Annotated in this window: 22 protein-coding genes; 12 read left to right on the forward strand and 10 right to left on the reverse strand. The window is 66.9% G+C overall.

All coding sequences use genetic code 11. From position 1 onward, the window contains the following. Window positions 1–8 precede the first annotated feature (8 nt). The 4 genes from BMZ69_RS14885 to BMZ69_RS14900 form a co-directional block, all read right to left on the reverse strand. Window positions 9–1,580, reverse strand: coding sequence for a formate dehydrogenase beta subunit (locus tag BMZ69_RS14885; protein ID WP_092157823.1), 1,572 nt, complete (start codon window positions 1,578–1,580; stop codon window positions 9–11). Next, window positions 1,577–2,047, reverse strand: a complete 471-nt coding sequence (locus BMZ69_RS14890) for an NAD(P)H-dependent oxidoreductase subunit E (protein ID WP_092157825.1) — start codon at window positions 2,045–2,047, stop codon at window positions 1,577–1,579. Before BMZ69_RS14890 ends, BMZ69_RS14885 begins: the two co-directional genes overlap by 4 nt. 214 nt (window positions 2,048–2,261) lie before the next feature. After that, on the reverse strand, window positions 2,262–3,176 hold the full coding sequence (locus BMZ69_RS14895) for a LysR family transcriptional regulator (protein ID WP_092157827.1): 915 nt from the start codon (window positions 3,174–3,176) through the stop codon (window positions 2,262–2,264). Between the two features lie 342 nt (window positions 3,177–3,518). Beyond that, on the reverse strand, window positions 3,519–4,457 hold the full coding sequence (locus BMZ69_RS14900; RefSeq protein WP_210188028.1) for a LysR family transcriptional regulator: 939 nt from the start codon (window positions 4,455–4,457) through the stop codon (window positions 3,519–3,521). Window positions 4,458–4,536: 79 nt separating this feature from the next. Here BMZ69_RS14900 and mdlC point away from each other — a divergent pair, with 79 nt between their 5' ends. The 6 genes from mdlC to BMZ69_RS14930 all read left to right on the forward strand — a co-directional run bounded on the left by mdlC (window position 4,537) and on the right by BMZ69_RS14930 (window position 11,826). Continuing rightward, complete coding sequence (gene mdlC, locus BMZ69_RS14905) at window positions 4,537–6,150, forward strand: benzoylformate decarboxylase (RefSeq protein WP_092157831.1); 1,614 nt, start codon at window positions 4,537–4,539, stop codon at window positions 6,148–6,150. A gap of 17 nt (window positions 6,151–6,167) precedes the next feature. Further along, complete coding sequence (locus tag BMZ69_RS14910) at window positions 6,168–7,622, forward strand: aldehyde dehydrogenase (protein WP_092157833.1); 1,455 nt, start codon at window positions 6,168–6,170, stop codon at window positions 7,620–7,622. An 8-nt stretch (window positions 7,623–7,630) separates the two neighbouring features. Continuing rightward, entirely contained in the window at window positions 7,631–8,554 is a 924-nt protein-coding gene (locus BMZ69_RS14915; RefSeq protein WP_210188029.1) for a ketopantoate reductase family protein, read from the forward strand. A gap of 271 nt (window positions 8,555–8,825) precedes the next feature. After that, window positions 8,826–9,374, forward strand: coding sequence for a TRAP transporter small permease (locus tag BMZ69_RS14920; RefSeq protein ID WP_092157835.1), 549 nt, complete (start codon window positions 8,826–8,828; stop codon window positions 9,372–9,374). Next, window positions 9,371–10,705, forward strand: a complete 1,335-nt coding sequence (locus tag BMZ69_RS14925) for a TRAP transporter large permease (RefSeq protein WP_092157837.1) — start codon at window positions 9,371–9,373, stop codon at window positions 10,703–10,705. The genes BMZ69_RS14920 and BMZ69_RS14925 overlap by 4 nt, the downstream gene beginning before the upstream one ends. A gap of 59 nt (window positions 10,706–10,764) precedes the next feature. Further along, on the forward strand, window positions 10,765–11,826 hold the full coding sequence (locus tag BMZ69_RS14930; protein ID WP_092157839.1) for a TRAP transporter substrate-binding protein: 1,062 nt from the start codon (window positions 10,765–10,767) through the stop codon (window positions 11,824–11,826). A gap of 302 nt (window positions 11,827–12,128) precedes the next feature. Here BMZ69_RS14930 and BMZ69_RS14935 read toward each other — a convergent pair whose 3' ends face one another. The 5 genes from BMZ69_RS14935 to BMZ69_RS14955 form a co-directional block, all read right to left on the reverse strand. After that, complete coding sequence (locus BMZ69_RS14935) at window positions 12,129–12,407, reverse strand: copper-binding protein (protein WP_092157841.1); 279 nt, start codon at window positions 12,405–12,407, stop codon at window positions 12,129–12,131. Between the two features lie 20 nt (window positions 12,408–12,427). After that, window positions 12,428–12,907, reverse strand: a complete 480-nt coding sequence (locus BMZ69_RS14940; RefSeq protein WP_092157843.1) for a cupredoxin domain-containing protein — start codon at window positions 12,905–12,907, stop codon at window positions 12,428–12,430. A gap of 28 nt (window positions 12,908–12,935) precedes the next feature. After that, the gene (locus tag BMZ69_RS14945; protein WP_092157845.1) at window positions 12,936–14,372 is read right to left on the reverse strand and encodes a multicopper oxidase family protein; all 1,437 of its coding nucleotides are present in this window, start codon (window positions 14,370–14,372) and stop codon (window positions 12,936–12,938) included. A gap of 20 nt (window positions 14,373–14,392) precedes the next feature. After that, complete coding sequence (locus tag BMZ69_RS14950; RefSeq protein ID WP_092157847.1) at window positions 14,393–15,751, reverse strand: TolC family protein; 1,359 nt, start codon at window positions 15,749–15,751, stop codon at window positions 14,393–14,395. 371 nt (window positions 15,752–16,122) lie between these two features. After that, the gene (locus BMZ69_RS14955) at window positions 16,123–16,338 is read right to left on the reverse strand and encodes a hypothetical protein (RefSeq protein ID WP_092157849.1); all 216 of its coding nucleotides are present in this window, start codon (window positions 16,336–16,338) and stop codon (window positions 16,123–16,125) included. A 116-nt stretch (window positions 16,339–16,454) separates the two neighbouring features. Here BMZ69_RS14955 and BMZ69_RS14960 point away from each other — a divergent pair, with 116 nt between their 5' ends. Both BMZ69_RS14960 and BMZ69_RS14965 read left to right on the forward strand, forming a co-directional pair. Next, window positions 16,455–17,276: a response regulator gene (locus BMZ69_RS14960; RefSeq protein WP_092157851.1), complete on the forward strand. Its 822-nt coding sequence runs from the start codon at window positions 16,455–16,457 to the stop codon at window positions 17,274–17,276. After that, window positions 17,273–18,631 (forward strand): ATP-binding protein, encoded by a 1,359-nt coding sequence (locus BMZ69_RS14965; RefSeq protein ID WP_092157853.1) that lies wholly within the window; start codon window positions 17,273–17,275, stop codon window positions 18,629–18,631. Before BMZ69_RS14960 ends, BMZ69_RS14965 begins: the two co-directional genes overlap by 4 nt. Before the next feature lie 8 nt (window positions 18,632–18,639). On the opposite strand, the gene BMZ69_RS14970 is transcribed toward BMZ69_RS14965, so the two are convergent. After that, the gene (locus BMZ69_RS14970) at window positions 18,640–19,548 is read right to left on the reverse strand and encodes a LysR family transcriptional regulator (protein ID WP_092157854.1); all 909 of its coding nucleotides are present in this window, start codon (window positions 19,546–19,548) and stop codon (window positions 18,640–18,642) included. Between the two features lie 117 nt (window positions 19,549–19,665). On the opposite strand from BMZ69_RS14970, the gene BMZ69_RS14975 reads away from it, so the two are divergent. The 4 genes from BMZ69_RS14975 to BMZ69_RS14990 all read left to right on the forward strand — a co-directional run bounded on the left by BMZ69_RS14975 (window position 19,666) and on the right by BMZ69_RS14990 (window position 23,981). Then, a complete protein-coding gene (locus BMZ69_RS14975; protein ID WP_092157856.1) occupies window positions 19,666–21,099 on the forward strand; it encodes an NAD-dependent succinate-semialdehyde dehydrogenase in 1,434 nt (477 codons plus the stop codon). A 27-nt stretch (window positions 21,100–21,126) separates the two neighbouring features. Further along, window positions 21,127–22,107, forward strand: a complete 981-nt coding sequence (locus tag BMZ69_RS14980) for a dihydrodipicolinate synthase family protein (RefSeq protein WP_092157858.1) — start codon at window positions 21,127–21,129, stop codon at window positions 22,105–22,107. A 32-nt stretch (window positions 22,108–22,139) separates the two neighbouring features. Beyond that, window positions 22,140–22,691, forward strand: a complete 552-nt coding sequence (locus tag BMZ69_RS14985; protein WP_092157860.1) for a 3-hydroxyanthranilate 3,4-dioxygenase — start codon at window positions 22,140–22,142, stop codon at window positions 22,689–22,691. Window positions 22,692–22,808: 117 nt separating this feature from the next. Further along, window positions 22,809–23,981: an ABC transporter substrate-binding protein gene (locus tag BMZ69_RS14990; protein ID WP_092157862.1), complete on the forward strand. Its 1,173-nt coding sequence runs from the start codon at window positions 22,809–22,811 to the stop codon at window positions 23,979–23,981. Window positions 23,982–24,149 lie beyond the last annotated feature (168 nt).

Raw genomic sequence — 24,149 nt, forward strand, 5'->3', positions numbered from 1 at the left:
ATGCCTCCTCACTCGGCCGCCAGCGGCAGGCGCTCGGCCGGCGGACGGTCGAAATCCTCGAAGAAATGGTTGAGCGCGCTCATCACCGGCATGGGGGTCAGGCCCCCCATGGCGCAGAGCGAGGCGTCGGTCATCAGCTTGTTGAGATCGCGCAGCACGGCGAGGTTCTTCGGCCGCTCGGTGCCGGCGATGATCTTGTCGACGAGCTCGACGCCGCGGGTCGCGCCGATGCGGCAGGGCGTGCACTTGCCGCAGCTCTCCTTGGCGCAGAACTCGAAGGCGAAGCGTGCTTGCTTGGCCATGTCGACGTTGTCGTCGAAGACGACGATGCCGCCATGGCCAAGCATCGCCTTGATGCCGGCCAGCGCCTCGTAATCCATCGGCGTGTCGAGCTGTCCGGCGGTGAGGTAGGCGCCGAGCGGGCCGCCGACCTGCACCGCCCGAATCGGCCGGCCCGACAGCGTGCCGCCGCCCAGATCCTCGATGATCTCGCGCAGCGAGATACCGAAGGCGAGCTCGATCAACCCGCCACGCTTGATGTTGCCTCCGAGCTGGACCGGCAGCGTGCCACGCGAGCGACCCATGCCGTAATCGGCATAGGCCTTGGCGCCATGGGTCAGGATCCACGGCACGGCTGCGAAGGAGAGCACGTTGTTGACGATGGTCGGCTTGCCGAACAGGCCCTGCAGAGCCGGGATCGGCGGCTTGGCCCGGACGATGGCGCGCTTGCCCTCCAAGCTCTCCAGCAGCGAGGTCTCCTCGCCGCAGATATAGGCACCGGCTCCGAGCCGGACCTCGAGCTCGAAGGCCTTGCCGGAGCCGAGCACGGAGGCGCCGAGCAGGCCGGCATTGCGCGCCTTCAGGATCGCTCGCCGCAGCGCGGTGTGGGCGTGCGGGTACTCCGAGCGCAGGTAGATGTAGCCCTTGGTCGCGCCGACCGCGATCGCGGCGATCGTCATGCCTTCGATCAGCAGGAAGGGATCGCCCTCCATCAGCATCCGGTCGGCGAAGGTGCCGCTATCGCCCTCGTCGGCATTGCAGACGATGTATTTCTGATCGGCCTTGGCGTCGTGGACGGTCTTCCATTTGATCCCGGTCGGGAAGCCGGCGCCGCCGCGGCCGCGCAAGCCGGATTCCCGGACTTCCTCGACGATCTCGGCGCCGGTGAGCGACAGCGCTTTTTCCAGACCCTTCAGCCCGTCATGAGCGCGGTAATCGGCGAGCGAGAGCGGGTCGGTCACGCCAACGCGCTCGAAGGTCAGGCGCTGCTGGCGCTTCAGCCAGTCGAGCTGGTCGACCGGGCCCAGTCGCAGCTTATGTGCACCGCCGCTCTGGAAGCCGGCCTCGAACAGCGCGGCGACGTCCCTGCCCGCGACCGGGCCATAGGCGATGCGCCCTTCCGGCGTCTCGACCTCGACCATCGGCTCGAGCCAGAGCATGCCGCGCGAGCCGTTCCGGACGATCTCAACGGCGAGGCCACGCGCCTGCGCTTCCCTGGCGATGGCCTGCGCCACCGCCTCGGCACCGACCGAGAGGGCGGCGGCGTCGATCGGGACGAAGATGCGGATCGCCTCGCTCATTGCCGCGCTCCGCACAGGGCCGCGATGTGGTCGGCATCGACGCGGCCGAGCAGTTCGCCCTCGACCAGAGCGGAGGGACCGAGCGCGCAATTGCCCAGGCAATAGACCGTCTCGACCACGGCCTTCTCAGGCCCGCCATGCTCATCGACGACGATGCCGTGCTCGCGCGCCAGTTCGTCGACGACGGCGTCGCAACCCAGCGCCTGGCAGGCCTCGGCCCGGCAGAGCTTGACGATCTTGCGCGGCGGCGGGGCGGTGCGGAAGTCGTGATAGAAGGAGATGGTGCCGTGCACGTCGGCACGCGACAGATTGAGCGCCTCGGCGATCAGCGGCACGACCTGCGGATCGATATAGCCGAACTCCTCCTGCAGCGCATGCAGGATCGGCAGAGTGGCTCCTTCGAGATGAGACAGGCCCGACACAATCGAGCGCGCCTCGTCCTGGTCCCAGGCTGGGTAGTGGACCATCGTCCCTCCTCCAAGCGGGCCGTTCGCCCGGCCTGCGCATTTCGAGAGAGGATGGCGAAGTTTAGGATGATTTCAAATCGATTGTTCCGACCATGCGATAGCCACTATCTATCAAAAATCCGCGAACCGCTTCCCTGCATCGTGTGGCGCGGCGAGAGCCCTGGCTGATGGGCAGGAAGATCGATGGCATTCTATCGGCTTCGATAGCTGCGAGCTATTTAACGATCGGGCGCCGTGGCAGGCTGGCATCCACCATGGTGCCGGACATCGTCAGCAGGTTGCGGGCAAGCGGCGCGGCCGGGTGTCGGTCGGCCATGATCAAGCCGATCGTACGCTTCGCGTCTGGCTCGACCAACGGCAAGGCCTTGGTGCCGAGCGGTACGCCGAAGAACTCGAGCAATTGCGAAGAGACGATGCTGGAGACGCCCTGAATGCCGGCATGAGAGCAGAGGTTGAAGATCGAATTGGTCTCGATCGCCGGCTTGGGCGCATGCCCGACCGAGCGGAAAATGCCGTCGATGATGCGCCGGTTCTGCATGTCAGCGGTGAGCAGGCAGAGCTTCAGCGCGGCCGCCTCGGCCCAGGTGATCGTCTCGTGTCCGCCGAGCGGGCCGTCCTCGCGCGTCAGCAGCACATAGGCTTCCTGATAGATCGGCTTGGAGACGACGCGTTCGAGCGGCTCGTTGTCGAGATAGGTCAGGCCGACATCGAGCTCGAAATTGTCGATGCCGTCCTGGATCTCGGTCGAAGTCAGCGACAGCACGGTGAGCGAGGCGCCCGGATACCGTGCCGAGAACGGCGCGGTGATATGCGCGATCATCGGCAGCGCGGTTGGCACGGCGCCGAGCCTGATCTTGCCGCTGACACCGTCGCGTAGCTCGGCGATGGCGCCTTTCATCTGGTCGGCTTCGGCCAGCATGCGCCTTGCGTGGGCGAGCACGACCTCGCCTTCCCGGGTCAGCCCCTGGAAGCGCCGGCCGCGTTCCACGATCAATACGCCGAGCTCCTCCTCGAGCTGGACGATCGCGGCCGACAACGTCGGCTGCGAGACATGGCAGGCCTCGGCCGCCTTGCGGAAATGCTTTTCGCGGGCGAGCGCGTCGAGATAGACGAGCTGGCGGATGATCATGGCCACATCTCAAGCGTTTCCGTCGCAAGGCGCCAGCTCCGGCCCAGTTCCCAATTCATGTGGCGCGCTTCGGCCAGTGTTCCCAGATTCTGGACGGTTCCGATAGGCGCAGCAGAAGGGGCGGCCAGGGCGACCCCTTCCCGAAAAGCCTCTCAGCACTCAGTTATGGTGCGGCAGCACACCAGTGCAACGCCGTCGCGCTGTGCCTGGCGATCGAGGAAGCCGGACGCGCTGGGGAGCCGGTCTCGCTGCTTGATTGTTGGAGCGGAGGCGGAAGCCGGCTCCAGATTTGAGTCTGCCGGTCATGAGCTTTCTGTCGCAGCACAGGGCCTGGCGGCGTCGCTATCGATCCGCGGCCTTTGCAATGCCGGGCCGATGAGGGCGACGAAACAGGTCGAGGATGATCGCGCGCGCCCAGCCCAGCATCGCGTTCTGGGCGTGGCGCCGGCTCCAGTGCAGGGCGACGCTGAAATCGCGCTGTGGCAAAGCCGGCTCGAGCAGAGCAAAGGCGCCGATCGGCTCGAGATGAAGACCGATCTGGCGCGGCATCAGCACGGCGAGGTCGGTGGCGCGGATGATTGGCGGCAGCGCCATGAAGCTGGAGACGACCAGGCGGATGCGCGGGTCGAGATGCAGCATCTCCAGCATGCGCTGCGTCTGGGCATGCGAGCGCACGGCGACGAAATCGAGCTTTGCGATGGCTTCAGCGCTCAAGGCGCCATCGACGGCCTGGCGTGTCACCGGGTGGTCGGCGCGGACGAAGACCTGATAGCGATCGCTCAGCATCTCCGCATGGGCTGTGCCTCCCACCGTCGGCAGGAAGCCGAGCGCGAAATGCAGCTGGCCGTTGTCCAGCGCCTCGGAAATCGCCTCATGCGGCCAGGCGCGTGCGACAATGCGCAGGTTCGGCGCGATCTCGCGGAACGTGGTCATCAGCGGGGGCAGGAAGCGGCCTTCGCCGATATCGCTGAGATGCAGGCGCAGCTCGGCCTCCGTCGTGGCAGGGTCGAAACGCTCGCCCTCGTTGAGGCCGGCTTCCAGTAGCGCGAGGCCGGCCTGGACCGAATTTGCCAGACGCTCCGAGCGCGCAGTTGGCCTGACGCCGCCCGCCACGCGCTCGAACAGCGGATCGCGCAACAGCAGCCGCAGGCGCGTCAGCGCCTGGCTCGTCGCCGGTTGCGAAAGGCCGAGCTCCTCGGCCGCGCGGCTGACATTGCGGGTGCGGTAGACCGCGTCGAACAGCCTCAGCAGGTTCAGGTCGATCGCATCGATATTCACCATGCGAATAATACTTAGTCGCTTCATCTAATTGAGCAATGGCCAGTGTGCCGCCACAGTGCCTGCGATCCGAGGGACGCGCATGCCAGCCGACAGAACATCCTCCCTTTCTCGCCCGAGCGTCCGCGACGCCGTGCTCGACCTGCTGCGCCAGTTCGGGATCGATACGGTCTTCGGCAATCCCGGCTCGACGGAATTGCCGATGTTTCGGGAGTACCCCGAGGACTTCCGCTATGTGCTCGGCCTGCAGGAAGCGGTCGTGGTCGGGATGGCCGACGGCTATGCCCAGGCGACGCGCAATGCCGCGCTGGTCAACCTGCACTCGGCCGCCGGCGTCGGCCATGCCATGGGCAACATCTTCACGGCGTTCAAGAACCAGACGCCGCTCCTGATCACCGCCGGCCAGCAGGCGCGCTCGATCCTGCCCTTCGACCCTTTCCTCGCCTCGGTGCAGGCGACCGAGTTGCCCAAGCCTTACGTCAAATGGGCGATCGAGCCGGCGCGCGGCGCCGACCTGCCGCTCGCTCTGGCGCGGGCCTATCACATCGCGATGCAGCCGCCGCGGGGACCCGTCTTCATATCAATTCCGGCGGATGACTGGGACCAGCCCGGCGAATTCGTCCTGCCGCGCAAGGTCAGCCAGGCGCTTGCCCCGGCCCCGGACGCGATCGCCGCGATCGCGAAACGTCTCAACGCCAGCAAGCGGCCGGCTTTCGTCGTCGGCGCCGGCGTCGCACGCGATCTGGCTGTCGACGACGTCGTCGCGCTCGCCGAGCGCCATCGGGCCTCGATCTATGCCCCGCCGATGTGTGCGCGCTGCGGCTTTCCCGAACGCCATCCGCAGTTCCGCGGCTTCCTGCCGGCGATGCGCGAGAAGATCGTCGAGCGCCTGGCACCGCATGACTTCATCTTGGTGCTGGGCGCGCCGGCCTTCACCTATCATGTCGAGGGCAACGGCCCGCATGTCCCTGAAGGTGCGCAGCTCGTGCAGATCGTCGATGATCCGCAGCAGGCCGCCTGGGCGCCGGTCGGCGACAGCGTCGTCTCCAGCCTCGACCTTGGGATACGGGCGCTCCTCGCGACGAGTGCTCCCAACGCCGAGCGCGAAGCGGCACTGTCCCGCCCCGTCCCGCCGGTGCCTTCGCCCGGCGTGCCGATGTCGGCCGCCTATGCGCTCTCGGTTATCGACCGGGAGCGCCATGCCGACGACGTCGTGGTCGAGGAGGCGCCGAGCACCCGCTCGACCATCCAGACCTACCTGCCGATGAGCGGCGCCGACAGCTTCTACACCATGGCGAGCGGCGGGCTCGGGCACAGCATGCCGGCGGCGGTGGGCATCGCCCTGGCACGCCGGCGGATGAAGCTGCCGGGCCGGGTGATCGCGCTGATCGGCGACGGCTCCAGCCTCTATTCCATCCAGGCGCTCTACAGCGCAGCGCAGCTCGACCTGCCGATGACTTTCCTGATCCTCAACAATCGCCGTTACGCGGCGCTTCAGGATTTCGCGCCGGTCTTCGGTTACGCGCCGAACGACAAGCCGGCCGGAACCGAATTGCCGGGCCTCGATTTCGCGCAATTGGCTGGAGGACAGGGCGTGCGGGGCGAGCGGATCGAGCGGCCCGAGGATCTCGCCCCGCGCCTGCGCGCCGCCTTCGCTGCGCCCGGCCCGAACCTGATCGACATCGTGATCGCCTGAGCTTCGAGGATCGAGAGATGACCGAGACCATCAACCTTCTGATCGACGGCAAGGCCGTCGCTGCGACAGGCGGGCGCGTCTTCGAGCGCCGCAATCCGCTCGACGGCTCAGTCGCCAGCCGCGCCGCCGCGGCGATGCCGGACGATGCGCGCGCTGCGGTCGATGCCGCCGCGCGTGCCTTCCCGGGCTGGTCGCAGACGTCCCCCGCGAAGCGTCGCGAACTCTTGGTCAAGGGTTCGCATGCGCTGGAAGCCCGCGCCGCCGATTTCACTGCCGCCATGTCGGCCGAGACCGGCGCCTCCGCCATCTGGGCTGGCTTCAATGTCCATCTCGCCGCCGATATGCTGATCGAGGCCGCCGCGCTGACGACGCAGATCAGCGGCGAGGTCATCCCCTCCAACGTCCCGGGCAGCCTCGCCATGGCGGTACGCCAGCCGGCCGGCGTCGTGCTCGGCATGGCGCCGTGGAATGCGCCGGTCATCCTCGCCACCCGCGCAGTCGCCCTGCCGCTCGCCTGCGGCAACACCGTCGTGCTGAAGGGTTCCGAGCTCTGCCCGCGCACGCATGGGCTGATCATCGCAGCACTGCAGGAAGCGGGATTGCCTGAAGGCGTCGTCAACTTCGTCACCAATGCGCCTGAGGACGCCGCCGAGGTCGTCGCGGCGATGGTCGGCCATCCGGCGGTCCGGCGGGTCAACTTCACCGGGTCGACCCATGTCGGGCGCATCATCGCCAAGCTCTGCGCCGAGCATCTGAAGCCGGTGGTGCTGGAGCTGGGTGGCAAGGCGCCGGCCCTCGTCCTCGACGATGCCGATCTCGACGCCGCGGTCGCCGGCATCGCGTTCGGCGCCTTCGCCAATTCCGGCCAGATCTGCATGTCGACCGAGCGCATCGTCGTCGATGGCAAGGTCGCCGACGACTTCGTCGCGCGGCTCGCCGCCAAAGCAGCGAGCCTGCCGCTTGGTGATCCCCGCAAGGGGCCGGTGGTGCTTGGCTCGGTTGTCGATATGAAAACGGTCGAGCGCTGCAACGCGTTGATCGACGATGCGCTCGCCAAGGGCGCGACACTGGTCTGTGGCGGCAAAGCTGAAAGCACGTTGTTCCCGGCGACGCTGCTCGACCATGTCACCCCGGCGATGCGGATCTATGGCGAGGAGAGTTTTGGCCCGGTCAAAGCGATCGTGCGGGTCGACGGCGAGGAGTCGGCGATCGCCTGCGCCAACGACAATCCCTATGGACTCTCGGCTGCCGTCTTCACCTGCGACACGGCGCGCGGCTGGCGCGTCGCCGCGCGGATCGAATCCGGCATCTGCCATGTCAACGGCCCGACTGTGCATGACGAGGCGCAGATGCCGTTCGGAGGCGTCAAGAACAGTGGCTATGGCCGCTTCGGCGGGCGCGCCGGCATCGAGGCCTTCACCGAATTGCGCTGGCTGACGCTGCAGACGACGCAGCGCCACTACCCATTCTAGGCGCGACGATGAGCGCCCTGCGCATCTCCATTCTGGGCGCCGGCGCGATGGGCTCGCTGTTCGGCGGGCTCCTGGCCGAGGTCGGGCACGCTGTCGAGCTGCTCGACGTCAACCCGGCTCAGATCGCTGCGGTGCGCGAGCGTGGCCTCCTGATCCGCAACGATGCCGGCGAGCGACGGCTCGCGCTGCCGATCATGCGGCCGGAGGAGGCAACGACGCAGCCGGACTGGCTGATCGTCTTCACCAAGGCGATGCATACGCAAGGCGCGCTCGCGGCGGCGAAGCATCTCATCGGGCCGCAGACCCGCCTGCTCAGCCTGCAGAACGGCCTCGGCAATGCCGAGAAGCTCGCGGGTTTCGCCGACGCCTCGCGCATCGCCATCGGCATGACCACCGTCCCGGCCGACCTCGTCGCGCCCGGCGAGGTGCATTCGCACGGCCAGAGCAGGACGCGGGTGGTCATGGCCGATGGCGGCAAGGAGCCGGCGCTCGCTGCGCTGGCGGCCGCGCTGAATGCCGCGGGTCTGCCCGGCGCGGTCGATCCCGATGCGGTCGTCGCGATCTGGGAGAAGGTCGCCTTCAATGTCGCGCTGAACAGTTTGTGCGCGGTGACGCAGCGCACGGTCGGCGGCCTGGGCGGTGCGGCCGAAGGACGCCGACTCGACCATGCCGTCGCGAGCGAGGTCCTCGCCGTGGCGCAGGCGGAGGGGCTCGCGGTCTTAGCCCAGCGGACGCATGCGACGATCGACCATGCGCTCGACCATCATGGCGGGCACAAACCCTCGATGCTGCAGGACCTGCTGGCCAAGCGCCCGACCGAGATCGAGACGCTGAACGGTGCGGTCGTTCGCGTCGCCGAGAAGCACAGCATCGCGGCTCCCAGGACAGAAGCGCTCTATGCGCTGGTGAAAATGGCGGAGCAGGCCGCGTGATGACAATCCGGACCCTCACGGCAGCAAACGCTCCTGATCTCGCATCGCACAGGGTCGAGGCAGTGGGGCCCGCGCGCCGGCATGATTTTCCAGTTGCATGCTATTTAACATGTGAAATAGTTTTCGTGCTAGCGGATCCCGCGCGAGCGGCAGGCGCGCAAACGCGAAGGCGCAGGCCGTGATCGCCGGCGCAGCATGACGATGGCGGAACGGATGCCTGAGGACCGAACGCGCGGACACAAGCGCGCCGACGACGAGGGGAGACAGTTAAATGCAGGAAGCCGTGCCGGGCGCACCGGCCAATGATCCAGTCGTTTTCGGGCCGTCCGGGCGCGTGCTGCTGACGATCTCGAAGCTCCTGGCAATCATCGGCGGGCTGCTCTTCGTCGGCCTCGTCGTCATGTCGATCGTCTCGATCGTCGGCCGCAAGCTGCTGTCGGCACCCGTTCCCGGTGACGTCGAACTGCTGCAGATGGTCGCTGCTGCGGCATCTGCCGCCTTCTTCGCCTATTGTCATCTCAACCATGGCGACGTGAAGGTCGACTTCTTCACCGCAGCGGCCCCGCCCTGGGTCAATCACCTGCTCGACGCTTTCGGCTCGCTGCTGGTCGGATCGGTCGGCGCCGTGCTGACCTGGCGCGTCTATGTCGGCGCGATCGGCACGCAAGAATCCGGCGAGACGTCCGCGATCCTCGACATCCCCGTCTGGTGGGCTCAGATCGCCATGGTGCCGGGCTTTGCGATGCTGGCCCTGGCCGGATTCTACATGGCGACACGCCATGCCCAGGAAGCGGCGCGCCGCGGGGAGGCCCGTCGATGAGCGGTATCTCGGTCGGCTTCACCATCTTCGCCTGCCTGCTCGCGCTGATGGCCTTTCGCGTGCCGATCGGCATCGCGATGTTCGTCGCGGGCTCGGGCGGCTATGTCTTTCTGATGGGCGGCAACGTCACGCCCTGGCTCAACATCCTGAAATCCATCCCCTATGCCCGTCTGTCGAATTACGACCTGACGGTCATCCCGCTCTTCCTGCTGATGGGCCAGTTCGCCACCCATGGCGGCCTGTCGGCGAGCCTGTTCCGCTGCGTCAACGCCTTCATCGGCCATCGCCGCGGCGGCGTCGCCATGGCGGCGATCGGCGCCTGCGCCGGCTTCGGCGCGATCTGCGGTTCCTCGCTCGCCACCGCGGCGACGATGGGTCAGGTCGCCCTGCCGGAGCTGCGCCGCTACCGCTATTCGGGGAGTCTGGCGACCGGCGCGCTCGCGGCCGGCGGCACGCTCGGCATCATGATCCCGCCCTCGGTGCCGCTGGTGATCTACGCGATCCTGACCCAGGAATCGATCGGCAAGCTGTTCATGGCCGCGGTTCTGCCCGGCCTGATCGCGATGTTCGGCTACATGTTCGTGGTGCAGCTCATCGTGCGGCGCAATCCGGAGGCCGGTCCGGCCGGCCCGCGCGTGCCCTGGCCGGAGCGGCTCAAGGTGCTGGCCGGCGTGTTTCCGGTGATCCTCGTCTTCGTGCTGGTCATCGTCGGCATCTATGGCGGCTGGGCGACGCCGACCGAGGCGGCGGCGATCGGCGCCGCGGCCTGCGGGGCGATCGCGGTGATCAGCGGTGGCATGCGCTGGCGCGGCCTGATCGACAGCGCGCTCGGCACGGCGCAGGCGACGGCGATGATCCTGCTCGTCCTGCTCGGCGCCGACATGTTGAACACGGCGCTTGCGCTGTCGCAGATGCCGGCCGAGCTCGCGAACTGGGTCAAGCAGAGCGGTCTCGCCCCGCTCTTCGTGCTGGCGATGATCCTGCTGATCTACATCCTGCTCGGCTGCGTCATGGACTCGCTGGCGATGATCCTGCTGACGATCCCGATCTTCTATCCGATGATCGTCGGGCTCGATTTCTACGGCATGTCGGTCGAGGACAAGTCGATCTGGTTCGGCATCCTCGCGCTGATGGTGGTCGAGATCGGCCTGGTTCATCCGCCTGTTGGCATGAACGTCTACATCATCAACCGCCTGGCGAAGGACGTGCCCCTGGTCGAGACCTTCAAGGGCGTGATGCCCTTCCTCGCCTCGGACCTCGTCCGCATCGTCCTCCTCGTCGCCTTCCCCTCGATCTCGCTCGTCCTGGTCAAGGCATTCGGCGCGCTGTGAGTCCATCCATCAAACCAAGAAGCAAACGCACAGGCAGAAAACGCACAGGGAGGTGCAGCATGAGCAAGCAGCAGACATCCATCCTCAACCGGCTCTGCGCCGGTCTCGTCCTCGGCGGGCTGGCGAGTTTCGCCGGTATTTCACAGGCGGCGGCGCAGCAGGTCATCCTGCGCGTCCATCATTTCCTGCCCTCGACCTCGAGCGCGCAGGTCAAGCTGATCCAGCCCTGGTGCGACAAGATCAACAAGGAGTCCGGCGACAAGCTGAAATGCCAGATCTATCCGGCGATGCAGCTCGGCGGCACGCCGGCGCAGCTCTTCGACCAGGTGCGCGACGGCGTCGTCGACGTGATCTGGACCGTGCCGACCTATGCCGCCGGCCGCTTCGCCAAGTCCGAGGTCTTCGAATTGCCCTGGATGGTGGTGACGGCCAAGGCCGGCAGCCGCGCCTTCTGGGACTATGCTCAGAAGAACGCACAGGACGAGTACAAGGGCGTGAAGCCGCTGTTCATGCACGTCCATGACGGCGCGCTCTTCCACTTCACCAGCAAGCAGCCCAAGACCCTTGCCGAGATGAAAGGCCTGAAGATCCGCGCCGCGACCCGCGCCAATTCGAAGATGCTCGCGGCGCTCGGCGCGACGCCGGTGCAGATGCCGCTGCCGGCCGTGCCGGAATCGCTCGCCAAGGGCGTGGTCGACGGCGCGGCCGTACCGTGGGAAGGCTCGCCGGCGATCAAGCTCGCCGAGATCGCCAAATATCACCTCAACGTGCCGGCCGGGGCGCCGCGCATCTCGAACACGATCTTCCTGTTCGGGATGAACCAGGCGAAATACGACGGCCTGCCGGCCGATCTGAAGAAGGTGATCGACGCCAATAGCGGGCCGGAGACCTCGGCCTGGGCCGGCGAGACCGGCTTCGACGCGGTGGTCGAGCCGTTCAAGAAGCAGGCGGCCGATCTCGGCGGCATCTTCTACGATCTGCCGCAGGACGAGTACAAGCGCTGGGTCGACGCCACCGCCTCGGTCGAGGAAGAGTGGGTCAAGGAGGTCGTTGCGAAGGGCGCGGACGGCAAGAAGCTGCTCGCGGAGGCCCGCGCCCTGATCCAGCAATACGGCAAGTGAGCGGCGATATCGCTCCCCGGCTGTCGCCCTAGCCGGGGCCGGCCTGGTCCCTTGGCTGCTCGTAACGGCGGCTGCCGACGCAGCGGTGGTCGACGCATGTGACGTCGACCGCCTTGTGCGAACTGCCCAGGGCAGGTGACGCGATAGGCAACGAGGGCGGCCTGCTTCAGCACGGTCTCGATCTGCGGCTTGACGCAAGCGTGCTCGAGCAGGACGCGCTGCAGGTCGCCATCGGAGGCGACCGCGGCGGAAACCCCGGCGCAGGGGGGTGGATCGGCGCGATCCACCCCCGGGATGTCGGGTCACTTCGCCTTCCGGAGCTTAATGACGGTGATCTGGCCGTTGACCCGGTCGGCGTCGAATTTGATCTTGGTTCCGGCCTTCAACCCCTTCAGCATGGCCGGATCGCCAGCGCGGAACACCATCGTCATCGCGTCCATGTCGAGGTTCTTGATCGGGCCGTGATTGATGGTGAGCTTGCCCTGGGGCTCGTCGACCTTGGTGACCGTGCCGCTGATCGACTGCGCCGCGGCCGGCAAGGCGAGGAGGAGAAGGGCGAGGATGGCTGTCGTCCTGAGCATGGCTGCTCCTTTCGTGAAGCCTACTTGACGATGATCTTGCCGGTCATGCCGGCTTCGCGGTGACCGGGGATCAGGCAGGAGAAGTCGAACTCGCCCGCCTTTGTGAAGGCCCAGACGATCTCGCCGGTCTTCTTCGGCTGAAGGCGCTTGGCGTTCGGATCGTCATGCTCCATGTCGGGGTTCTTCTGCATCTCGACGGCGTGCTTGAGGTTCTCCTCCAGCGTCGCCAGGACGAGCTCATGGTCGAGCTCGCCATTGTTGCGCAGCTGGAAGCGGATCTGCTCGCCGCGGCGCGCCTCGATCCGGTCGGGGATGAAGGACATCTTGCCGTCGCGCTCGGCCATCGCCACCGCGACGATGCGGGCGGGCTTCTTCGGATCGCCCGGCTTGCCATAGGCGGTCTCGCCGCCATGGCCGTGGCCAGCTCCGCCCGGGCCTGCCAGTGCAGCGCCGGCTGAGAAGAGGACTGCGATTGCGGCGAGCTTGAATGCTGTCGTCATGAGGCTCTCCTGCTGGAGGTTGGCGTCTTCAGTGGTTGGAATGCGGGTCCTTGGCCGCAGGCCGTGGCTTGCCGTCCGGCCCTAAGCTCGGCTTGCGCGGGTCCTTGACCCGCCATTCGGTCGGCTCGATGCCGCTGTCGGGGGAGGCGCCGCGGGGCGCCTCGGCCAGCTTCTGGCCCTTGTATTCGAAGGCGACGGTGCCTTCGGGGTGCTTGAACCAGCCGGGGTCCTTGTAGTCGTTCCTGGCCAGTCCTTCGCGGACCTTCACCACCGAGAACATGCCGCCCATCTCGACCGGGCCGAACTGGGCGAAGCCCGTCATCATCGGCAATGTGTTGTCGGGCAGGGGCATCTCCATCGAGCCCATCTCGCCCATGCCGTTCGAGCCCATCGGCATGTAGCCCGGCGCGATCCTGGCGATGCGCTTGGCCAGGTCCTTCTTGCTCACGCCGATATAGTTCTTCACCGAATGCCCCATCGCATTCATGGTGTGGTGCGATTTGTGGCAGTGGATCGCCCAGTCGCCGGGCTCGTCGGCGACGAAGTCGAAGGCGCGCATCTGGCCGACGGCGCAGTCGATCGAGACCTCGTCCCAGGCCGCCGCCGGATCGACCCAGCCGCCATCGGTGCACGAGACCTTGAACTCGTAGCCGTGCATGTGGATCGGGTGGTTGGTCATGGTCAGGTTGCCGAAGCGGACACGGACCTTGTCGTTCTTGCCAACGACGAGCGGATCGATGCCCGGGAACACGCGGCTGTTCCAGCACCACATGTTGAACTCGGTCATTTCGGCGACGCGCGGCACATAGGAGCCGGGCTCGATGTCGAAGGCATTGAGCAGGAAGACGAAGTCGCGGTCGACGCGGCGGAAGGCCGGGTCCCTGGGATACACGACGAAGAAGCCCATCATGCCCATCGCCATCTGGACCATCTCGTCCGAATGCGGGTGGTACATGTAGGTGCCGGAGCGCCTGAGCTGGAACTCGTAGACGAAGGTCTTGCCCGGCGGGATATGCGGCTGGTTGAGGCCGCCGACGCCGTCCATGCCATTGGGCAGGCGCTGGCCGTGCCAATGCACCGCGGTGCTCTCCGGCAGCTTGTTGGTGACGTAGATGCGAACCTTGTCGCCTTCGACCGCCTCGATGGTCGGCCCCGGCGACTGGCCGTTATAGCCCGAGAGATAGCCCTTCATGCCTGGCGCGAACTCGCGCACCACCGGCTCGGCGACCAGGTGGAACTCCTTCCAGTCGCCGTTCATGCGCCAGGGGAGCGACCAGCCATTCAGCGTCGCGACCGGCTGGTAATCCGGCCCCGTCGTCGGCACCAGCGGCGCCTGCGTGATAGCTTCCGTCATGGTCGGCGCTTCGGGCACGGTGGCGAAGGCCGTGCGCCCGGACACCGCACCGGCCGCGGCGACGACGAGGCCGGAGGTGCCGATGAAGCCTCTGCGCGATAGCGTGGTCATGGTTTGCTCCTTCCGCCCGCTCAGTGCCCGCCGCCGGCATCGCCGCCGCCTGCAGCGGCGACCGTGGCCGAGCCACCGCCTCCGCTGCCGCCGCCGATCAGCGCGTGCTTGAAGTCGGTATGGGCGATCCAGAAATCGCGCCGGGCATTGATCGCCGCGACATTGGAGAGGATGCGGCTGCGGGCATCGGCGATGAGATCGGTGACGTCGTTCAGCATGCCGCTGTATTGCAGCAGCGACTGCTCTTGGATGATCTTGCGCAGTGGCAGGACATTGTTCTGATACTGCCGGGTGATGTCGTAATTGGCGCGGTAGGCGGTATAGGCCTCGCGCGCCTCGGAGCGGGCATTGACCGCCTTCTCCGCCAGCCTGTTGGCCGCCTGCATGTAGGTCTGCTTGGCGAGCGCGACCTTGGACTGGCCGAAATCATAGATCGGGATGTCGATCTCCAGCTCCAGCGTCCTGCTGCGGCTGGCTTCGCGCTCGACATGGCCGTCCGGGCCGATGCTGCGGCTGCGGTCATAGGTGCGCCGCCCGAGCAGGTCGATATCGTCCACGAAGCGGGTGGCATTGGCGAGCCCGAGCGACTTCGCGAGAGCGTCGAGTTCAGCCCGCGCGATCTGGATGTCGACGCGCTTGCGCAGCGCCTCGGCCTCGATCGCCTTGACCGATTGCAATCGCGGCAGCGGAGGCAAGCTGCTGGGCAGCTTGAACTTGAGCTCGTCGCCCCAGAGACCGAGCTGGCGAACGAGGCGCTCGCGCTCCTGACGCTGCAGCTGGCGCGCCTGGGCGAGTTGCACGGTCAGCTCGGCCTCGAAGGCGAATTCGCGGGCCTGGTCGATCTTGTTGACGCCGCCGGATTCGCCGAGCCGCTTGAACAGCTCGGAGGCGGCGTCGGCGGAAGCCTTGGCCTGCTGGTAGACGCCGACCTGCGCGTTGGCGGCGACGGCACGGTAATATTGGCGGCGGGTATCGGCGGCGAGCCGCAGCACCGCCTCGACCGCTCGCAACTGCGCCGTCCTGAAGCGATCCCCGGCGATCTCGGCCCTGGCCGGCAAGGTGATCAGCGCGAGCAGGCTGCCGACGATCTGGCGCTCGATTTCCACCTCGAAGCGGCCGGAGAGCTTGGAGATGCCGAAGCGCGGATTGGGCGGCAGGCTGGCGGCGACCATCTGCGCCTCGGCGATGCCGAGTTCGTTGAACGAAGCCTGCAGGCCCCGATTGCTGAGCAGCGCGACCTGGACGGCGCTGTCCGCCGTCAGCGGCTTGCGCAGGAGCTGGTCGACCCGCGCCTTCGCCGTCAGAGCGATCTGGTCGTCGCCGATCTTGACGACATCCTTGCCGATCTCGGCATAGGCCGCGCCCTGGATCGGCGCCATCCCGCCATCGGGCGAGAAGCCGGCGCAGCCGCCGAGCAGCGCCGCCGTCCCGGCGAGCAGGCTCCAGCGCAGCAGGCGGCGGGCGTTCGGCTTGGTCGGAGAGGTGAAAGTCGGCCTTTCCTGCGATGATTCCGCGACGCAACCGGATGAGGCGTGGGGAACCCATCCCCCTTGTGGGGAGGGGCAGGGGTAGGGGGCGTAAAGTCGGAACGCATTCGCCGAGAGAGAGGCCGATCCACTTCTACGAGCAGCCTTGCACCCAGTCGTTCGCCCCCCATCCCAATCCCTTCCCTGCAAGGGGGAAGGGAGGAGCCAGGGCGACAGGCGCTTTGTAGAGGAATCGAGCAAAGCAGTTGCACCAGCAGGCAGCGTCATGACTTAGGCCCGACCTGGCGGTTGAGTTCGCGCCAATCCTTCGGCTCGGCCGGGCGGAAGCTCGCGGCGCCGGCGGTCACGCTGCGATAGGACACGGCGGGAACGCGGGCGTTCGGATCGGCCGGCCGCGCCAGATGCTCCGGGATCGTGGCGGTGCAGGCGCCGAGCACCAGAGCAATCGCCATCAGCAACGGCACCTTCACCAAATTCACGACTCGGCATCCCCCGTTTCGATGCGGCAGGGGTAGCAGCGGGCTTTCGCGGGCGTCCGTTACAAATTGTTTCAAAGCGGCGCGGGCGGCCGGGACGTGGCCGCGCTATTGTAGCGATGATCAGATGGCAGGAGCCCGCTCGCGGGAGCACGGACATTCCGACGCAGACGCAGAGAGAGCCGGTCCCCGTCGCGACGACCGCCGACGACCATGGCCATATCCTGATGGTGGACGACGACCCGCAGATCAGGCTGCTCGTCGCGCGCTTCCTGCAGCGGCACGGCTACCAGGTCACCGGTTCGCCGGATGGTCGCGCCATGCTGGAGGCGCTGGCACACAGCGCCATCGACCTGATCGTGCTCGACCTGATGCTCCCCGGCCGCTCCGGCGTCGAGCTCTGCCGCGAGGTGCGCGCGACCTCGCAGGTGCCGATCGTGATGCTGACGGCACGAACGGAGGAGAGCGACCGCATCACCGGTCTCGAAGGCGGGGCGGACGACTACGTCACCAAGCCGTTCAGCGCGCGTGAGCTCCTCGCTCGCATTCGGGCGCTGCTGCGCCGGGCGCGGGCGGCGCGCGGTGCGCCCGCCGCACCGGCGAGCACGATCGTGAGCTTCGACGGCTGGCGCATGGATCTGCGGCGGCGCGAGCTGCAATCGCCGTCGGGGACGCTGATCGACCTCTCGACCGGCGAGTTCGACCTGCTCGTCGCCTTCGTCGAGCACGCGAACCGGGTCCTGTCGCGCGAGGCGCTGATGCAGTTCGCCAAGGCGCGGATGAGCGATGATCCGTTCGACCGCACCATCGACGTCCAGATCAGCCGCCTGCGCCGCAAGCTCGATGCCGATGCGCGTGGCGGCCAGCTGATCAAGACGGTCCGCGGCGCCGGTTACCTGTTCGCCTCGCAGGTCGATCAGCAGCGAGGACAGCCTGCTTGACGCCTCCAGCCAAGCGGCTCTGGCCCGATACGGTCGCCAGCCGCGCCATCCTGATTCTGGTCGCGGCGCTGCTCGCCTTCCATCTGCTCGGCTACTGGGCCTATCGCGTCGGCGTCGAGAACCTTGCGACAGCCAATCAGGATCGGGGGCTCGCCGAGCGCATCGTCTCGATCAAGCGGGCCATCGCCAGCCTGCCCCAGGCGCCAGAACGCGACCGCGTCGCGCATGACCTGTCGAGCGCCAGCCTTGAGGTGCATTGGAGCAAGGTCAGCCTGGTGCTCGGCACGGCGCCGATGACCGAGCGGACCCGCGCGATGGAGGCGCGGCTCAAGGAACTCGCTCCCGAGCTGGCAGCGGAATCCTTCCGCGTCGGCTTCGCCGATGACGGCGCGCTCGGCGCCGGCGAGGCCAATGCCTACAAGCACATGATGCTGGTCTCGGTCCGGCTCGACGATGGCTCCTGGGTCAATTTCTCCTCCTCAGCACTGGGCGCCTCGCAGCATCTCGACTGGGGCCTGACGGCGATCATGATCTGCTTCGCCGTCGGCATCGTCGTCGTTGCGCTGCTGCTGCTGCGCTGGGCGACACGGCCCCTGCGTGACCTCGCCGAGGCGGCCGAGCGCTTCAGCCTTGACCAGGCGCCGCAGCCCCTTCCCGAAACCGGGCCGGTCGAGGTGCGCCGCGCCGCGCGTGCCTTCAACACGATGCGCGAGCGCATCCGGCATCTGGTCACCGAGCGGATGCAGGCGATGGCCGCCGTCTCGCATGACCTGCGCACGCCGATCACGCGCCTCAGGCTCCGCTCCGAATTCCTGGAGGACGACGCGACCCGCGCCCTGATCGACGCCGATCTCGGCGAGATGGAAGCGATGATCGACTCGACCCTGGACTATCTGCGCGGCGGCACCTCGAGCGAGCCGCTGCGCCCGGTCGACCTCGCCTCGGTGATCGAGACGATCGTCGACGAGCATGTCGACCAGGGTCATTTCGTCCTGCTGGTAGGGCTGAATTCCGCCCCGGTCTCCGGCAGACTGCTGTCCCTGAAGCGGGCCGCCTCGAACATCATCGGCAATGCCGTGAAGTATGGCCAGGAGGCCAAGGTCAGCATTACCGATGCTGGCGACAGCTATGCCGTCGTCGTCGAGGACGAGGGACCCGGCATCGCCGAGGCCGATCGGGAACGGGTGTTTCACCCGTTCGTGCGGCTGGAGGAGTCACGGGGCCGCCAGACCGGCGGCTCGGGGCTGGGCCTGACGATCGCCCTCGCCATCGTCAGATCCCATGACGGCTCGATCGCTCTGGAGAACCGGGCCGAAGGCGGTCTTCGCGTCACCGTTTCCCTGCCGAAACTGTAGCGCTGGGTTCAATCGACATCGGCTGGCGCGAGGCGGCGGGCATAGCGCCGCAGGATCGTTTCGAACGTCGCCAGCGCCGGGGATACGGAGCGGCCGCCGGGCCTGATCAGCACGATATCGCGCGCGATCGTCGGGTTCGACAATGGTCGGGCGAGGACCCGGCGATGCGGTGCTGCCGCACGCGCATAAGTCGGAAGCACGGCAACGCCGAGACGAGCCTCGACCAAGGCCAAGGCGGTGGTGATCTGCGACACCTCATAGGCCGGGACGAGTGGAATGCCGACGGTTTCATAGGCGACCTCGACCAGGAGGCGGATGCCGCTGTCGCGCGTCAGCGTGATCAGCGGCTCGCCCCGCAACTCCCGCCAGTCTACGGTCGTATCGGCGAAGCGGCTGCCGGGGCTGCAGAACAGCATCAGCTGGTCGCGCGCCATCGGGATGCGTTCGATGCCGTCCTCGACAGCGGCGAAGGTACCGAGGCCGCAATCGACCCGGTTCGTCCTGACGGCCTCGATGATCGTGTCGGTGCGCGCATCGAGCACCGCGACCTGCACGCCGGGAAAGCGCTCGCGCATCTCCGCGATCGCCTCGGGCAGGATCGCCGCCGCCAGCAAGGGCGGAGCAGCGACAGTAATCCGGCCGCGCCGGCGTTCGGCGAGGTCGTTGGCGTTCTGGATGGCGAGGTCGAGATCGTGGACGATCTTGGCGCTGGCGCCCTGGAACTCCCGGCCCCCTTCCGTCAGTTCGACCCGGCGGGTGGTCCGATCGAACAGGCGGATGCCGAGCGCGTGCTCCAGCTCGCGCACCAATTGCGACAGAGCCGGCTGCGCCATATGCAGGCGCTCTGCCGCCTTGGTGAAGGTGCCGAGCTCGGCGACGGCGAGGAAGGCCTGGATCTGTCGCAGGGTGACTGCCATGCGCTATTCATAAGCATATCATCTGAATTCAGACAAATAAGCTGAATTCCATATGGCCGTGGCCGGAGCCATCATGCCTCGACATCGCGCCGCTGGCCGCTCCGTTCGAGGCTTTCCATGACCGCCTATCCCGACCTGCAGCTTTATATCGGCGGCGCCTGGCGCAAGACTTCCGACAGCCTGCCGGTGCTCAACCCGGCCGATGAGAATGTGATCGGCGCCGTACCGGTCGCTGCTCGTGCCGATCTCGACGACGCCTTGGCTGCGGCCAGGGAGGGCTTCAGAATCTGGAGCCGGACCTCGCCGCGCGCCCGTGGCGAGATCATGCTCAAGGCCGCCGCGCTGATGCGGGCCCGCATCGACGAGATCGCCCCCGCGATCACGCTCGAGCATGGCAAGCCCTTCGCCCAGGCGCAGCTCGAGGTGATCCGCGGCTGCGAGTTCTTCGAATGGGACGCGGCCGAGGGCCAGCGCACCTATGGACGGGTGATCCCGAGCGAGCCCGGCATCAAATATGTCGTGATGCACCAGCCGATCGGCATGGTCGCGGCCTTCTCGCCCTGGAATTTTCCGATGAGCCAGCCGGCGCGCAAGATCGCCGGGGCGCTCGCCGCGGGCTGCTCGATCATCCTGAAGGCGGCCGAGGAGACCCCGGCCGGCGCGCTCCACATCGCCCGCGCCTTGCATGATGCCGGCCTGCCGCCCGGCGTGTTCAATCTCGTCTTCGGGGTGCCGGCCGACATCTCGTCCTATCTGATCCCGCAGGAGCAGACCCGGCTGATCGCCTTCACCGGCTCGACCGCGGTCGGCAAGCATCTGACCCGGATCGCCGCCGACCATATGAAGCCGGTGCTGATGGAACTCGGCGGCCACGCTCCGGTGATCGTCTGCGACGATGTCGACCCGGTCGCCGCGGCGACCGCCTCGGCCATCCGCAAGTCGCGCAATGCCGGCCAGGTCTGCACCTCGCCGACCCGCTTCTTCGTGCAGGAGCCGATCTACGAGGCTTTCGCCAGGACCTTCGCCGAGAAGGCGCGCTCGGTTGTGATCGGCAACGGGCTCGATGCCGCAACGCAGATGGGCCCGGTCGCCAATCATCGCCGCATCGAGGCGATGGAGGTGCTGGTCGCCGACGCCAGGGCCAAGGGTGCGCGCGTTCTCGCCGGTGGCGAGCGCATCGGTAATCGCGGCTATTTCTTCCCGGTGACCGTGCTGGCCGACGTTCCCGACGACGCCCGGGTGATGCGCGAGGAGCCGTTCGGGCCGCTCGCCGTGATCAACCCGGTCTCGACGCTGGACGACGCGATCGCCAAGGCGAACGGCCTGCCCTTCGGTCTCGCGGCTTACGCCTTCACCCATTCCGCCAGCCGGGCCGATCGTCTCGCCGACGAGATCGAGGCCGGCAACGTCTCGATCAACACGCTGGAGGCCTCGGTCGCCGAGGTGCCGTTCGGCGGCGTCAAGGACAGCGGCTATGGCCGCGAGGGCGGCGCCGAGGGTTTGGCGCATTACACCACCATCAAGACCGTCTCGCACCGCATGGCGATCTGACCGGCGAGCGACAGGGAGATAGCCTACATGAGATACACCAGGAAGGACGCGAAGGCTTATACCCGCGCCAATATGAAGGGCATCTGGGCGGCGGCGCTGACGCCGTTCACTCAGTCGCTAGGCATCGACGAGGACGGTTTCCGCGAGAATATCCGGCACTGGACGGACGATCTCGGCATTGACGGCCTGTTCGTCGCCGGCAAGCAGGGCGAGTTCTTCGCGATGTCGCTGGAGGAACGCAAGCGCAGCTTCGAGCTCGCGGTCGAGGCTACGGCCGGCCGGGGCCAGACGATCATGTCCTGCTCCGACCAGAACATGGATGTCGTGATCGATCTGGCGAAGCACGCCCAGAAGGTCGGCGCCGACTACATCGTCGTGCATGCGCCGCTGCTGCACTTCTTCAAGGCGCAGGACGAGACGCTCTACCAGTACTATCGGACGATCGCCGAGCAGGTCGATATCGGCATCGCGCTCTGGAGCCATCCGGACTCCGGTTATCTGATGAGCCCGCAGCTCTGCAACCGGCTCGCCGACATCGAGAACGTCGTCGCGATCAAGTACAGCGTGCCGCGCGCCATGTATGCCGAGCTCACGCGGCTCGCCGGCGACCGCATTCTGGTCAGCACCGCCTCGGAGGAGGAATGGCTCGACAACATCGTCGAGCTAGGCTGGCAGGTCTATCTTTGCTCCTCGCCGCCCTATCTGATCCAGACCGCAGCCGATCGGCGCATGCGCGAGTACACCGACCTCGCCTTCGCCGGCGAGGTCGAGAAGGCCCATGCCGTCCGCGACAGCCTGAACCCGGTGCGCGAGGCGCTGCGCCTGACGCGGCCGGCCGAGAAGCCGCATGCACATCAGAAATACTGGCAGGAACTGCTCGGTCAGGTCGGCGGGCGCGTGCGCGCGCCGCTGCTGGAGCTGACCGATGCCGAGAAGTCAGCGACGCGCGCCGCTTTCGAGAGCTGCGGACTGACGCTTGCCGGTGCACCGCTGGCCAAGGCCGGCTGAGACTCAAGGCTTGAACGACGGGAGAGACGGATATGGCGACCGAAGGACGGCTGAAGGCTTTCAACTTCAAGAAGTGGATCGCGGAGAACGAGCACCTGCTGAAGCCGCCGGTCGGCAACAAGAAGGTGTTCGACGACGGCCAGATGACCGTGATGGTCGTCGGCGGTCCGAACCAGCGCGCCGACTACCATGACGACCCGGTGGAGGAGTTCTTCTACCAGCTCAAGGGCGACATGATGCTGAAGCTGGTCGATGGCGGGAAGCATTACGATGTCACGATCCGCGAGGGCGACGTCTTCCTGCTGCCGCCGCATGTGCGCCACTCGCCGCAGCGCCCGCAGGAGGGCTCGATCGGGCTCGTGGTCGAGCCGGCGCGCCATGCCGACCAGGTCGACGGCTTCGAATGGTACTGCTTCGAGTGCAACGGCCTGGTGCATCGCATCGAGCTGAAGGTCGGCGATCTCGTGAAGGACCTGCCGCCTCTCTACGAAGCCTTCTTCGCCGACGAGAAGGCCCGCACCTGCAAGCAGTGCGGCGCCGTCCATCCCGGCAGGAAGCCGCCGGCCGGCTGGGTCGCGCTCTGAGCGATGAAGGCGCCGGTTGGTCCGGCGCCTTCGCGGCACTTGCGCGCCGATCCGAAAATGTTTTAAGCTTAAAATAATATCGAGCAATCCGACGCCAATGATCGGAGGAGGGGAACCATGCAGCACCGTAAATCAGTATCCTTGGGATTGATGCTGGCCGCCGCCGTCGCCATGCCGGCGCTGGCCCAGCAGGCGCCGGTCAAGATCGGCATGGTCACGACATTGTCGGGGCCGGGCGGCTATCTCGGCCAGGACATTCGCGACGCCTTCAAGCTCGCCATCGACATGAACGGCGGCAAGCTCGGCGGCGCGCCGGTCGAGCTCGTCGTCGAGGACGACGCGCTGAAGCCCGGCCAGGGCAAGCAGATCGCCGAGAAGATGCTGAAGACCGACGGCATCAAGATCATGACCGGCATCGTCTTCTCGAACGTCGCCGGCGCGACCGTGCCTGACATCGTCGATGCCGGCGCGCTCTATGTCAGCCCCAACGCCGCGCCGTCGAACTTTGCCGGCAAGGAGTGCAACGAGAACTACTTCGTCGTCTCCTGGCAGAACGACAGCCTGCATGAGAGCGCCGGCCAGCACGCCACCAATCTCGGCTATAAGAAGGCCTTCATCCTCGCCCCGAACTATCAGGCCGGCAAGGATGCGCTCGCCGGCTTCAAGCGCCTGTTCAAGGGCGAGATCGTCGGCGAGGTCTATACCCGCCTCGACCAGACCGATTTCGCGCCGGAGATGGCGCAGATCCGCTCGGCCAATCCCGACGTGGTCTTCCAGTTCCATCCGGGCGGGCTCGGCATCGCCTTCCTGCGCCAGTACCAGCAGGCCGGCCTGCTCGGGAAAACCCCGATGGTGCTGGCCGAGCCCTCGCTCGACGCGACCACGCTGAAGGCGGTCGGCGACGCCGCGCTCGGGCTCAGCGTCACCGCGCACTGGAACACCGACTTCGACAATGCCTCGAACAAGGCCTTCGTCGAGGCCTTCACCAAGGCCTATAACCGCGTGCCGACCTATTACGCCAGCCAGGGCTACGACACCGCGCTCGCCATCGCCTCGGCGCTGAAGGCGACCGGCGGCAAGGCCGATGTGCCGGCGCTGCGCAAGGCGCTGGCCAAGGCCGATTTCCAGTCGGTGCGCGGCGCCTTCAAGTTCGGCCCGAACCAGCACCCGGTCCAGGACTGGTACGCGCTCAAGGTCGAGAAGGGCGCCGACGGCGCGCCGGTGCTGAAGACGCAGGGCAAGGTGCTGAGCAATCACAGCGACGCCTACGCCAAGGATTGCAAGCTCTGAGCCGATCGGCGTGATCGCACCGGCTAAGATCAAGAGAGCGCGGGGAACCCCTCTCCCCTTGCGGGGGAGGGTCGGGGTGAGCGACTGTCTTGTTGGTCAAGCGGTTTGTTCGCGCCATGGTTGTCTGTCCCGGATGACGGCGTTGAGGATTGTGACGAGCTTTCGGGC

Origin of the sequence: Allobosea sp. CRIB-10 (assembly GCF_900112185.1) — a bacterium.
Taxonomy (GTDB): Bacteria; Pseudomonadota; Alphaproteobacteria; order Rhizobiales; family Beijerinckiaceae; genus Allobosea.